The sequence below is a fragment of the Orbaceae bacterium BiB genome (assembly GCA_036251205.1).
In the GTDB taxonomy this organism is placed as follows: Bacteria; Pseudomonadota; Gammaproteobacteria; order Enterobacterales; family Orbaceae; genus Orbus; species Orbus mooreae.
This window is the reverse complement of record CP133958.1, coordinates 1,370,196-1,383,550: the sequence shown is the minus strand read 5'-3', so window position 1 is coordinate 1,383,550 and position 13,355 is coordinate 1,370,196. Positions and strand designations below refer to the sequence as shown.

General features: G+C 34.6%; 14 protein-coding genes, 5 tRNA genes and 1 pseudogene. 5 read left to right on the top strand and 15 right to left on the bottom strand.

What is annotated here, in order from left to right:
- Positions 1-142 precede the first annotated feature (142 nt).
- The 4 genes from RHO11_06490 (at position 143) to RHO11_06475 (ending at position 3,073) form a co-directional block, all read left to right on the top strand.
- A complete protein-coding gene (locus RHO11_06490) occupies positions 143-949 on the top strand; it encodes an IclR family transcriptional regulator (protein ID WVD62760.1) in 807 nt (268 codons plus the stop codon).
- Positions 950-973: 24 nt separating this feature from the next.
- Positions 974-1,531, top strand: coding sequence for an IS6 family transposase (locus RHO11_06485; protein ID WVD62759.1), 558 nt, complete (start codon positions 974-976; stop codon positions 1,529-1,531).
- A gap of 394 nt (positions 1,532-1,925) precedes the next feature.
- Complete coding sequence (locus tag RHO11_06480) at positions 1,926-2,219, top strand: transposase (protein WVD62758.1); 294 nt, start codon at positions 1,926-1,928, stop codon at positions 2,217-2,219.
- Entirely contained in the window at positions 2,216-3,073 is an 858-nt protein-coding gene (locus tag RHO11_06475) for an IS3 family transposase (protein WVD62859.1), read from the top strand. The genes RHO11_06480 and RHO11_06475 overlap by 4 nt, the downstream gene beginning before the upstream one ends.
- On the opposite strand, the gene RHO11_06470 is transcribed toward RHO11_06475, so the two are convergent.
- From RHO11_06470 to RHO11_06440, 7 genes are all read right to left on the bottom strand, one after another.
- Positions 3,070-3,819 (bottom strand): IS3 family transposase, encoded by a 750-nt coding sequence (locus tag RHO11_06470; GenBank protein WVD62757.1) that lies wholly within the window; start codon positions 3,817-3,819, stop codon positions 3,070-3,072. The two genes, RHO11_06475 and RHO11_06470, sit on opposite strands and share 4 nt — an antisense overlap.
- Positions 3,816-4,112, bottom strand: coding sequence for a transposase (locus tag RHO11_06465; protein WVD62756.1), 297 nt, complete (start codon positions 4,110-4,112; stop codon positions 3,816-3,818). Before RHO11_06465 ends, RHO11_06470 begins: the two co-directional genes overlap by 4 nt.
- Before the next feature lie 101 nt (positions 4,113-4,213).
- Positions 4,214-4,813 (bottom strand): hypothetical protein, encoded by a 600-nt coding sequence (locus RHO11_06460; protein WVD62755.1) that lies wholly within the window; start codon positions 4,811-4,813, stop codon positions 4,214-4,216.
- 21 nt (positions 4,814-4,834) lie between these two features.
- Positions 4,835-5,812, bottom strand: a complete 978-nt coding sequence (locus tag RHO11_06455; protein WVD62754.1) for a fimbrial protein — start codon at positions 5,810-5,812, stop codon at positions 4,835-4,837.
- On the bottom strand, positions 5,809-8,262 hold the full coding sequence (locus RHO11_06450) for a fimbria/pilus outer membrane usher protein (GenBank protein ID WVD62753.1): 2,454 nt from the start codon (positions 8,260-8,262) through the stop codon (positions 5,809-5,811). The genes RHO11_06455 and RHO11_06450 overlap by 4 nt, the downstream gene beginning before the upstream one ends.
- Before the next feature lie 33 nt (positions 8,263-8,295).
- Positions 8,296-8,994 carry a molecular chaperone gene (locus RHO11_06445; protein WVD62752.1) on the bottom strand — a complete coding sequence of 233 codons (699 nt, stop codon included), beginning with the start codon at positions 8,992-8,994 and terminating at the stop codon, positions 8,296-8,298.
- A 66-nt stretch (positions 8,995-9,060) separates the two neighbouring features.
- Positions 9,061-9,660 carry a fimbrial protein gene (locus RHO11_06440; GenBank protein WVD62751.1) on the bottom strand — a complete coding sequence of 200 codons (600 nt, stop codon included), beginning with the start codon at positions 9,658-9,660 and terminating at the stop codon, positions 9,061-9,063.
- A 291-nt stretch (positions 9,661-9,951) separates the two neighbouring features.
- Between RHO11_06440 and RHO11_06435 the strand changes: the two genes are divergently transcribed.
- Positions 9,952-10,086 (top strand): hypothetical protein, encoded by a 135-nt coding sequence (locus RHO11_06435; protein WVD62750.1) that lies wholly within the window; start codon positions 9,952-9,954, stop codon positions 10,084-10,086.
- Positions 10,087-10,107: 21 nt separating this feature from the next.
- Here the strand turns inward: RHO11_06435 and RHO11_06430 are convergent.
- The 8 genes and pseudogenes from RHO11_06430 to RHO11_06395 form a co-directional block, all read right to left on the bottom strand.
- A pseudogene (locus RHO11_06430) lies at positions 10,108-10,758 on the bottom strand (IS3 family transposase).
- 203 nt (positions 10,759-10,961) lie between these two features.
- The gene (locus tag RHO11_06425) at positions 10,962-11,222 is read right to left on the bottom strand and encodes a transposase (protein ID WVD62749.1); all 261 of its coding nucleotides are present in this window, start codon (positions 11,220-11,222) and stop codon (positions 10,962-10,964) included.
- Positions 11,223-11,832: 610 nt separating this feature from the next.
- Positions 11,833-12,393, bottom strand: coding sequence for a hypothetical protein (locus tag RHO11_06420; protein WVD62748.1), 561 nt, complete (start codon positions 12,391-12,393; stop codon positions 11,833-11,835).
- A 251-nt stretch (positions 12,394-12,644) separates the two neighbouring features.
- A tRNA-Gln gene (locus tag RHO11_06415) sits at positions 12,645-12,719 on the bottom strand.
- Between the two features lie 30 nt (positions 12,720-12,749).
- Positions 12,750-12,836, bottom strand: a tRNA-Leu gene (locus tag RHO11_06410).
- A gap of 189 nt (positions 12,837-13,025) precedes the next feature.
- Positions 13,026-13,100: transfer RNA gene (locus RHO11_06405), tRNA-Gln, on the bottom strand.
- A 20-nt stretch (positions 13,101-13,120) separates the two neighbouring features.
- Positions 13,121-13,205: transfer RNA gene (locus RHO11_06400), tRNA-Leu, on the bottom strand.
- Between the two features lie 31 nt (positions 13,206-13,236).
- Positions 13,237-13,313: transfer RNA gene (locus RHO11_06395), tRNA-Met, on the bottom strand.
- Positions 13,314-13,355 lie beyond the last annotated feature (42 nt).

Here is a 13,355-nt window from a genome sequence, read left to right as displayed (position 1 = left end):
ATTCCAGTTTTACGTAAATGAGATAGTGATCACAAAAATAATCAAAAAAAATGATACTAATTAAAGTGAATAATAAACAATTGGATACGTAAAAAACCAGTAATTAAGAGAAAAGTTTATCATTAAGAAAAATAAAGATATAATGGCAGGATATTCCAAAATTAAAGTTAACCATATGATCGAACAATCAAACTCATCTAATATTGATAAAGCGCTTACAATTCTAGAAACAATCAGTAACTATGCTGACGGTATTTCACTAGCAGAACTGGCTAAAATAACGCATATTCCGAAAACAACAACTTTTAGGATTTTAGAATCACTAAAAGCACGAGAATATGTGTTGTACGATATTTCAAATGAAAGCTATTCACTTGATATCAAATCGCTGGAATTAGGTATTAAAGGATTGATGAATGTTAATCTGGTAGAAGTATCTATTCCTTATTTAAAAACATTATCAAGTAAAACAAATGAAACCTGTTTTTTAGGTGTTTATAATCAAGGCCATGTCATTTACCTTTATAAAAGTGAAGGCACGATGTCAATCCAGACAAATGCCCGACTTGGTAGTAGAATGCCTGCATATTGTACAGGCATAGGTAAAGCTTTACTTGCTTATCAACCTTTGGAAGAGATAGATCGTGTTCTTAATCAAAAACTAGAAAGAATCACTGAAAAAACAGTTACTGATCGAGTGCAACTCTATAATATTTTGGCAGATGTCAGGCTTAACGGTTATTCTTTTGATAATGAGGAAAATGAAGAAGGTTTAACTTGTGTTGCTAAGCCAATATTTAATTACACCAACTCAATTATAGGTGCGATAAGTGTTGCCGGCCCAACACATCGAATGTGCCATAAAATAGATTCTATTATTTTAGAATTACAAAATGTATGCAATACCGTATCAAGAAGACTTGGCTACATTGGGATACTGTCAAGTTAACTTATATTCAGTATAATCATACAGATGAAACATACTAAAATCTATAAACATCATCGTTACCCATTCTCAATTATTAGTCACTGCGTATGGCTATATTACCGTTTCACGTTAAGTTATCGTGATATTGAACTTATTATGATAAAAAAAGCAGTTTCTGTGACTTATGAATCAATTCGCTATTGGTGCATTAAGTTCGGTAAGCTCTACGCTAAACGAATTAAAAAGACAAAATGTTATGGTGATTGTATTTATATGGATGAGGTCTTTTGTAAGATTAATAGCAAGCGAGTTTATCTTTGGCGAGCCGTTGATCAAGATGGTCAAACTATTGATGTGTTGGTTCAAGAAAAAAGAGATAGCAAAGCTGCTAAACGATTTATTCAAAAGGTAAGAAAAAACATTCAACAACCTGTTTCAAAAGTGATTACTGATAAATTAAAAAGCTATATTAAGCCTATCAAAACGTTACTTTTATCTACACCTCATATTACTCAGCAATATGCCAATAATCGAGCTGAAAATTCACATCAATCGACTCGACTTAGGGAAAAGAAAATGCGTAAATTTAAATCGTTAAAATAAGCGCAATTATTCTTGCCGTGTTTTGGTAATATTTATGATCATTTTAATTGCGCAAGGCACTTATGCTCTGCTAAAACCTTTCGAATTTTAGCTAAACGTTGATTTAAGGAGTAGGGTGCTGGCGCCTGAATTTCAAAATTAGGGATTAAATGTCAAATTAAGATTTATTGTTAAAAGTTAATTTGGAATGTCTACACATTTTCATACAACTAAATTAAGGGGGAGCTGTTTATTAAATGCAACAGGCGTCATATATCCCAATGACGAATGTAGTCGTTTATAATTATACCAATACGCATAAGCAGAGAAACGCTGTTGTAGCTCCCTAGTATTGCTAAACGTGATGTGCTCCTAGTTTAGTGGAGACTTTTTAGTAACAAAAAAGGAGTCTCAAATGAGTAAAAAATACGATCCCCAATTTAAACAAGAAGCGATCAATTTAGCCCTAAATAGCGAACAAACTTATCGACAAACAGCCAATGATTTAGGTATAAATTACAAAACATTTTGTAATTGGATGTACCAAACGATGAATAAACCAACCCATCAAGCGATAAAATCAAATAAAAAACCAGACTATCACGAACTTGAGCGTCAAAATAAAGCGATGAAAAAAGAGCTTGAGCTACGTAAAAAGGAGATCGATATCCTAAAAAAGGCCGCTCAGTACTTTGCGAGCCTGAAATAGCAAGGTACGAATTTATTAAAAAGCAAAACACGCTATCTAAGCGTCGTTTATTTCATCTATTTGACGTGTCAAGTAGTGGTTACTATGCCTATTTAAAGCGATTACCGTCTCAGAGAACAGTGTTTAATCAGCAGCTTGACAAAAAGATTGAAACACTATTTGAAGATCATCGGCATCTCTATGGTTATCGGCGTTTACATGTCGAACTTTTGGAGGAAGGCTATTGTTTATCACGTGAACGAGTTCGTCGACGAATGCACAAGCTTCACCTTAAAGCAAAACAACGCAAAAAGTATAAACAAACAACGCACAGTAACCACAACAAACCGGTCGCTGAAAATATTTTAGATAGGCACTTTACCATGGACACACCTAATCAAGCTTGGGTATGCGATATAACTTATATTAAAGTGAACGGACAGTGGTTATACCTCGCGATTGTACTTGCTCTCTACTCTCGTAAAATCATAGGCTGGGCGATGGATACGCATATGGAAAGCTCGCTAGTTTGTCAAGCCTTAACTATGGCTTTGCTTCATCGGGGCTATCCGAGTAAAGTGATTGTTCATAGTGACCGTGGTGGCCAGTATTGTTCCGATGATTACCAAGCTATATTAACGGCTTATGGCTTAACGTGTAGTATGAGTCGCAAAGGTAACTGTTGGGATAATGCGGTGGCTGAAAGCTTTTTCCATACCTTAAAAACAGAATGGATTTACCGACACAAACTAGAAAATATGGCACAAGCTAAATTGATGATCTTGTGGTACATTGAGGTTTACTATAACCGAGTAAGAAAACATTCATATTTAAACTATTTATCACCTGTTCAATTTGAAGAAAAAATGATTTAATAATTTGAAAATAACGCTCCACTAAAATGTGGGCAGATCAACGTTGTATTTTTTACAAACTCAGTTTTAATTGTCTTAAATGTTGCTTCTGACACGGCATTATCGTAAGGACATCCCTTATTGCTTAGTGAACGGGTGATCCCAAACAGGTCAAAACATCCATCAAGCAATTGATTATCAAATTCTTTTCCTCTATCGGAATGAAATAACGCAATTGACGATAAAGGCGCTTTAATTTGGCTTAATGCTGACATAACAAGCTCTGCTGTTTTATGTTGTCCAACACGATAGCCTGCGATTTTTCGTGCTGAAAGATCAAGTAATACGCAAAGGTAATTCCATTTTTTACCGACCTTTATATAAGTCAAATCAGCAACAATCACGGTGGCTTTCATTCCTACTGTAAAATTTCGTTGCAATACATTATTTATAGTAACGGAATTAACGTTTTTGTTATTGTTTTTGTAACATTTTTGGGTGTATTTTGACTTTAGCGATAATGATTTCATCACTTTTGCAACATAACGACGAGAGACGCTTATCCCTTCAGTTAACAGTGCTTGCCGTATTCTTCTTGTTCCGTAAGACTGATAACTACCATTAAAAATCGTTAAGATCTGTTGGGCGTATTTTAATCTTCTTTGATACGCATTTTTTTTGCACTGATAATAAAAATAATGCCTTGATATACCTAAGCATCTACATAACCACTGCAACGAGTAGCGATGTCGGCAAGCTTGGATCACTGCGATTTTCGTCCCATTATCAGTGCGGCTTGCTTTAGGATATCGTTTTCCATACGAAGCTGCTTAAGCTCTTTGCGTAGAGCAATTAATTCCTGCTCCTCTAGGCTACGATTATCTTTTGTTTTGAATGAACCACTTTGCGTGGCTTGAGCAATCCAACGATCTAATGCTGATGGTGTGAGATCATATTCGGCTATTAGCTCACTACGTGACTTACCATGCTGATATAAATTAACCATCTGTTGTTTAAAATCATCATTAAATGTTCGTCTAGGTCGTTTGACTGTATTCATATTTATTTCCTCTTTTAGTGATAAGTTTACCTTACCCCCTAAAAAAACTGTATGAATTAGTGTAGCCTATCCAATTTGACAGTGCCTAACTTGACAGTACCTTAGTAATAATTAATATTATAAACTGCATAACTGACGATAGGGCCTGGTTTAATTTTATGTACATCATTAATCGAATAACCAATATAATATTGGTATCTTATTTTATCAGCAGCAATGGCTTTTGCCACTGACTTTGCTTGAGAATCGGAAATGGGCTTAATTTTCTTTTTACTTTCTTGCTTTTCATCATTTTCAACCGATAATGCTAATGCAATATTTTTCGCCCCGTCCGGTGAAAGATTTAAAAATTCACCCGATGTCTTTTCATAACTACTTTGTAAAGCATAAGAGTCAATCCAATACACATCGAAAAGCTCAGTCCGTTTATCATCATCAGAGACCTTGCTAGAGAAACAATCAAATAAAGTAACATAAAATCCTTTTGATTTAACATAGGATTCCGATTTTAAATTATACAGTTCGTTAATGGGAATCGACGGTAGATTTATATTAGTATGGCTTTGATTGTCAATATCAATTTTACACGATGTAGCTGTAACTGAGCCATAAAATTGCAATTGACTTTCACTCATCATTTCCGCGTGGGCAAGGCACATTGGAACAAAAATAAGGTAATTTGTTAATAATATTCGTTTCATTTGTTTTTTCTTATTAAGTAATTAATCATAGGTTATATTAAATATCATTTTTGATTCGACAAGACCCGCCGTTATACTACTGCCATATCGATAATAACGCGCGGTATAGTTTGGGGTAACATAATAACTGATTTCGGTAGAGGCTAACGAACCAACAATGTATTTCTTATCAAATACAACAGCAGATTTATTACTATCTAAAACCTGAATACCAACACCTTGTGCACCATTAGAACTTACCTCGTTTGCCAGCACACCATCTGAATTGGTTAAATTAGATGGAATGGTGCCAGAAAATGCTATTGATATATTGTCAAAACCCGAATTTATCGATGCCCCGCCGCTACATTTTAATTCTATTTTAAAATTAGTATCCCCCGCGGTTGCACCAATCGTTTTCAATTTTGTATAGTTCACAGGCTCTAAATAAACATTTTGCTGAGCACCACTCACCACCGAGCAAGAAGGCGAAACAATTTTTGTGCCATTAGTACTCATATAAGTGGTTAAACCCGAAGTAGCAATTCCACCACCTTGTGGTCCATAGGTGGTGTAATTACCACTCGATAAAGGCCCTGAACCGACTATTTCACTGGTTTTGAACAGCGTAACAATAAAATTACCTGCAGCTATAAAAATATTATTATTACTTTTCGCCACATAATCATAAGGGTAAATATTGGTATTTCTCGCCATTTGTATACCAACACCCGGAATATTAGTTTGGTAAATTTTATTACTATTTGTTGTAAATAAACCAGTATTTACCATGCCCTCTAAGATGTCACCTGAATAACAATAAAACATGTTACTTGTTTCGGGAAAAGGAAACGATTGTTGCGCGATAATATCACCTACTTTTAGGTTAGGATTAACAACAACTGTTCCCATATCTAAATACAGTATCACCGGCTGTGTATCTAATTTTGTACAAGTAGCATAACTTTGACCAATAAAAAATAAATTGAGAATCAAAAAAAATTTAATTACTATTTTCATAAACAGACCTTATCACTTTGGTTGCTATCATCTAATGAAAATGAACACTTACCGTTAATACCATCAACGATAGCTTGCGTTGCCTTATCATCGGAAATAAAGACCTGACCACCTTGACCTACTACACCGATTGATTCATTATTACTATTAATTATATTTTGCCCAAAGGTTAGCGGTTGGCCACTGCTATTGACCACATTAAAGACTCTTATTTTTTCTATTTTAGTCTCAAACTTAACTTTGGTGATAGTTCCTTCATAAGGCACGATTTGAGTTGATGTATTATTAAACGTGACATTTTCATCGCTACCTTTTGGATCGATGGCTATTGTATTCAGTCTATAAGGCCTAATATTAGACGCTAGTGCGTAACCGTTGCCGTCGACTTTTATTCCCAAAGAACCTGCAATAGCCGCACCTTCGGCATCTTTGGCTTCCACAAGAACCATGGTATTTGAGGTATTTGGGGTGAAAGTTACGCCACCGCTATGAACTACTAGTGAGCCATTTGCACCAGCACCAAATTGTCGGTAATGATTACCTTGGCTAAAATTAGCACTAACATTAGAAATGGTTGAACGGTAATTGGTATTTAAGGCGATACTTTGGTTGCCACCCGTTGCAACGGCACTATTAACACCATAGATTGCTAGGCCAGCATCGTCAAGTGTGCCATTCACGCCAACTTGTGACGAGCCAAAACTTGAATTATTAAATAAGGTATTGGCGGTCAACGTAGCACGTCTATTAATACTACCTAATGGGTAGTTAAAGCTAAGAGAAATACGATTATCAGTACTATTTTCTGAATAAACACGGGAAAATGTTAACGAATATGATAAGTTACCAATACTATTATTATAGGTTTGTTGAATTTGTTTGCGTGTTTTTGAATCTCCCCAATAATTATAGATTTGCCCCGTCAAATAAAGGCTGCCATAACCATTAGGTAAATTTTGATTGATGGTTGAATTAAATACATTTTTTCGTGCTAATGAGCTACTTTTAATGTTTCGTTTGTAATAATCAACAAAATATAACGCTTCGTTAGTATCTAAATAATCTTCGGAGCTTGAATGCGAGGCGCTAATAATTAAGTTAGTATTGGTTTCACTAATTTGCCGATTGAAGGATAATCGATAATTATAGCCACTTTTTGATATATCATCTATTGATGTTTTAGCGTAAGTAACATCAAATCCTAATGCACCAATCCCCATATTAACACCAGTACCGACTAAGTAGGCTTGATAATCATCAAACAGTGTGACCCCTGAATACACGGTAAAAGTATTATTCAAACCATGTTGAATACTTGCTTGGAGTATATTGGGCTTATTACTTAGGCTATCAATATCTGCTTTACCGATAGCCACTTGATAATGAGTAAAACCGGGCCTTGATAATTGAGAAATAGAGGCATAAGGAACAATAAAACTATTTTCACTACCATCCGCTTCTTTAACCGTTACATCTAAATCACCACCAAAACCAATTGAGGAAATATCTTTGATGCTAAATGGACCAGGTGATACCGTTGTTTGATAAATAACATTACCATTTTGACGAACAGTAACTAACGCATTGCTCATGGCTACCCCATTAATATCAGGGGCAAATGATGACATACCATCAGGGTACATATTATCATCCGTCGTTAGTTTTGCACCTTTCATTTTTATACTATCAAAAAGTGAACCTTCGGTATAAAACTGCCCGAGTACGGCATTAGACTTAATGGCTGCAATCGATTTTTGCAAATAGGTTTGATTACTATTCCATTCAAAACCACCTTTCTTTTGCCAAGTCACATTACCGTTATTTTTTAATAACCAACCATTAACCGATAACCCGCTATCTAAGCTTAAATAAAATGATTGGCTATCTTCAGCTGAGTTACCCGAAGTATGACTATCATAATAGTTACTATTGTAACTCACATTCAAAGCCGGGATACCTTCGTCCCAAAACTCGGATGATACATAACCAGCCGAAGTAGACAGGACATAAAGTTGTGGCACAGAAATTAATAGTTTTAAAGAAGATGGTTCAAAGATGTCTTTAATATTATCGCTATTATTCCACTGCGATAACTCACCACAAAAATCGGCATCATTACTCAGTGTTTTATTTAATTCTCTAGCATTAATACCAAAGTCATCTAACATTTTAGCGGTATAGCAAACGCCTAATACCCCGTTAGTTTGTTTAATAATATCTAACTCATAACGGCCACGCCACTGCTCATTCGTATAAACATCTACTGAATACTGCCCTTCATCAATAGATGCTTTATTAAAACGGGTAAGATCAATATTTTCTTTTTGACCGACTAAAAAGCCGGTATTAAATTCATATTCAACAGGAGTGTCTGCAATGGCTGCTCCACTAAAATAAGTCAATGCAGTAAAGAAACAGATCTTAATTTTTAATGGGTTAGGTTTTAACATTATCAAGCCATTTCATGAAATTATAATTTATTATTAATAAATTTTTATCGTTCGAGTAACATCCGCACCATAATCGTTTAGCGTATTAATGGTTGCTTTGTCACCTGATTTTAAAATTTTATTTAACGTCACTACTTCAGTTGAAAATGGCGCTATCATTGATGTCTTAGCATTCAAAGCAATTTTATTTTCCGTTGAAATTTTAGTAATAGTGACATAAAAAGGAGAGTTATTATTAATGGTTAACTGTTTTCCCTTGGCTGAAAATGATAATTTTTCAATTGCTGACTCAGGAGAACCTAAATTTACTGGACGATAGAAAAATTTAAAACGTGAACGAATCGCTAATTGTAATACATTTTCATCTTTCCCTGCTTTTTTCGATACAGAAGGAATATCTAAAATATTTAGCCACCATAAACTTTCTTTATCAGTTGGTATTTCAGCTTTATTCATTAGTTTTATACGTAAAACCTGTCCACCTTTTGCCTCGATCCTAGATATAGGCGGGGTTATTTGAAATGGGGTCTTTATCGTATCTGGTGATTCATTAGCATTACCATTATCCAACCAAGCTTGAGCTATGGCCGGACGATCAGCTGAATTGGTCATCTGAATGGTAATCTCTTTTTCATTGCTAGGGTAGATAAAGCGAGTACCATTAACAATGATATTATTAGCATAAGAAAAAAAACTAAAAACTAAGCTAAAAAAAAGTATCGTTATTTTCATGTTATCTCTCATAAGAAAAACGATAATTTTAGCATTATCGTTTGATAATATTCTTAAATACAACGACTAGTCATAAGTAATTTCATAAGTTGCATAACTAGATAATTGACCTGGTGTTACCGCTGTAGGTTGTGAAGAAACATAACCAACATAATAAACAAAACGAGAAACATCACCACCAGCAAGACCAGAAATAACCGTTGCTGTTGCTTGTGGTTGAGTATTATCACCCGGAATGATTTTGTTTGTCAAAGTAGAACTTGAATCCGTTGCTAAAACAAATTGAACATTTGTCGCACCAGAGAGCTCCATATAACTGTTTGCCAAATAACCATTGTTTGAACCTTCTAATAAATTTCCGCCAGTCCAATTTACTGAAATAGTTTTTGTCTTACCTTCAGTTGCGGCAGGCAAACAATTGCTTACATCAATTGTAAATGATTTTGCTTTATATAAGGTATCAGCTTTAGTAATTTCACTCACTGAAACGGGTGCAAGATAAATACTTGAATCACTACCTTGACCATCGACAGAAACGGTACAAGATACATCCGTTACAGAACCAAAGAAATTGACTTGTCCACCAGCTACACCAGTCGTCGCAGCTTGAGCCATTGATGTCGAAAATAATGCCGCTAAAGTCGTTACTAATAATGTTTTTTTCATGATAAACCTCAAAAATAAGAGTAAATTAATTTAATTAAAAAAATAAAACCCAATTAATTTTTTTTAAATTGAGTTTAAGTTTATAAATTCGATTTGAATTTTATTTAAATTTTAAAGTAAGTCAATTCTTTTTTTTTAATTAGTTTTGTAGGGATGCTGTCAAGTTAACTTATATTCAGTATAATCATACTGATGAATACTAATAAAATCCATCAACGATATTGTAACGGTATACTTTTCTTGGAGATATTCTTAGCGGTATGATAAACCATCAACTAAGGAGATTATCCCGTGACAAGACAACTAAGTAGTGGATTTAAACGAGAATGTGCAGAGCTCGTTATCAATTATGGCTATGCTCATGATGCAGCAAAAACAATGAGCGTGAGTTTGTCATCAATTGGCCGTGATCTGCCCACATTTTAGAGGAGAGTTATTTTCAAATTATTAAATCATCTTTTCTTCAAATTGAACAGGTGATAAATAATTTAAATAAGAATGTTTTCTTACTCGGTTATAGTAAACCTCAATGTACCACAAAATCATCGATTTTGCTTGAGCCATATTTTCTAGTTTATGGCGGTAAACCCATTCTGTTTTTAAGGTATGGAAAAAACTTTTAGCCACCGCATTATCCCAGCAGTTTCCTTTACGACTCATATTACACCTTAACCCATAAGCTGTTAATATAGCTTGATAATCATCAGAGCAATACTGACCACCGCGAGCACTATGAACAATCACTTTACTCGGGTACCCTAGATGAAGCAGCGTCATGGTTAAGGCTTGACAGACGAGTGCGCTTTCCATATGTGTATTCATCGCCCAGCCTATGATTTTACGAGAGTAGAGGTCGAGTACAATAGCAAGGTATAACCACTGTCCGTTTACTTTAATATAGGTTATATCGCATACCCAAGCTTGATCTGGTTTATCCATTGTGAAGTGCCTATCTAAAATATTTTCAGCAACCGGTTTGTCGTGGTTACTGTCCGTTGTTTGTTTATACTTCTTTCGTTGTTTAGCTTTAAGGTTAAGTTTGTGCATTCGGCGACGAACTCGTTCACGTGATAAACAATAGCCTTCCTCTAAAAGTTCGACATGTAAACGTCAATAACCATAGAGATGCCGATGATCGTCAAATAGTGTTTCAAGCCTTTTGTCAAGTTGCTCATTAAACACGGTTCTCTGAGACGGCTGCCGCTTTAAATAGGCATAGTAACCACTACTTGACACGTCAAATAGATGAAACAAACGGTGCTTAGATAACGTGTTTTGCTTTTTAATAAATTCGTACCTTGCTATTTCCGGCTCGCAAAGTACTGAGCGGCCTTTTTTAAGATGTTGATCTCCTTTTTACGTAGCTCAAGTTCTTGATAGTCTGGTTTTTTATTTAATTTTATCGCTTGATAGGTCGGTTTATTCATCGTTTGGTACATCCAATTACAAAATGTTTTGTAATTTATACCTAAATCATTGGCTGTTTGTCGATAAGTTTGTTTGCTATTTAGGGCTAAATTAATCGCTTCTTGTTTAAATTGAGGATCGTATTTTTTACTCATTTGAGACTCCTTTTTTGTTACTAAAAAGTCTCCACTAAACTAGGAGCAGATCAGTGGGGTCTGCTGCTGCAACGGTAATCCCCCCTAAAAATAAAATCAGTCATTTTGCCCTCACTTGCTCGCATAATGCGGGCTTTTTTATTGCTGTATAAAACTTGAACACCAAATCAATAACCCGACCGAATCGGCGCTACACCGCTCCCGCCTACGGACTTCGGTCATGTATTTTTTTTCAGTTTTATTTTACTACAAAACAAATTGCCGGGGCTTATTATGAAAAGGATCGGAGAAGAACGAAGAAAACTGAAATAATTGAAATACTTTTCACTTTTTTACAGTTTTTAGAGTGTGAAAAGATCCACAATAAAAATTAACTAATTGATTTATTTATATATTTCTATTTTCGGTCATATTTTGCGATCTCAATCGCAAAGGCAAATAAATGTCATTAGTAAATAAATCAATAGGTTATAAAATAATAAAACTGAAAAATAGAGACAACAAAAAAATGATTATAACTGGGTTAATCAATACTTATTTTGATATTAGTTTTCAAATTCGTTTTTATTAATCTCCTCAGTATGATATACGAGTGATTTTCATCCAAGTATCACGAAGATTCATTTAATCCTTTTTTAATAGAAAATTTAGACATTCTTTTTTTTAAGGCATTCTCCATTGCATCTAACTTTTGTAATATTTCAGGTATTAACTCTATTAATTTTTCGAATGTAGAATTATCTTTTTTTCCTTTAGAACATGATTTTAAATATTCAGTCGCATTAATATGATAATTCATAAACAAAGAGTCATAATCGTTCAGTAAGTCACTAATATTAATCTTTAATGAAGATTCATACAGTAAAATGAGCGATGATAATTGAGATCTTGCATCATTTTTATCGATGTCTTTTATTAAATTTTGTGCTGTCGTAAAGCTAATATCATTAAGGTGAATTTTCTCTAAAACAGTAAATTTATTTTCTGTAATAGACCTTATTTGAAGTAAATATATGCTTATCTGTTCTAATTTATTTAGCAATATTAACTCTCTGTCTTTTCGAAAACTCTTTATTTGTAAAAAAAAACTTACAAGATACCCAAGAGAAGTACCCGCTAATGCAACTAACGCAACGATAATATTCTGAACTAAGTCTTTATCCATATCCATTTAATTTTACTCTATTTCAATAATTGTAGGTCATGCATTTTAAGTGCAATTTTTTGATATATATACAGTTTAATAGCTTTGAGTACAAGGATTTCGAATCTTAGAATGGTGGAATCAGTATTGTCATATATAACCACTTAAGAACGGTTTTGTTTTTTAAACTAACCGCCACTTTACCGCCACCAACTAATTATAAGTAAAAAAATATATTCATATTTTTTATATAACAAATTGATAATTAATTATTTAAATGGCTGGGGTACAAGGATTCGAACCTTGGAGTGGCGGAATCAGAATCCGCTGCCTTACCGCTTGGCTATACCCCAAAATCTGGATGTTATCAATTTGTCTAACATTGGTGCGGATAGTGAGATTTGAACTCGCACACCTAATTAGGAACTAGAATCTGAATCTAGCGCGTCTACCAATTCCGCCATATCCGCATGAACAATATTATGATATTGCTTATGAATATAATCAAGAGGACGAAAGGAGAAATTGTAATTAAAGCCAGTATTAATTTTTCATCGTTGTAATTGATATAATGCTTTTTATTGGGCTATTATCAAACTAATTATACGCCTAAATTCTTACATTCAGGGGGCTCATTAGCTGAACAATGAGAAAATTAATGGCTGGGGTACCAGGATTCGAACCTGGGAGTGGCGGGATCAAAACCCGCTGCCTTACCGCTTGGCTATACCCCAAAAGGGAAATTGAAATTAAATGGTGCGGGTGAAGGGACTTGAACCCCCACGCCTCGCGGCGCCAGAACCTAAATCTGGTGCGTCTACCAATTTCGCCACACCCGCATTTATTTCAATATATTTACTTCTTACTAAATGGTGGCTACGACGGGATTCGAACCTGTGACCCCATCATTATGAGTGATGTGCTCTAACCAGCTGAGCTACGTAGCCATTTTATTCGCAACGTCATAACCAACACTGCGAGGCGCATTA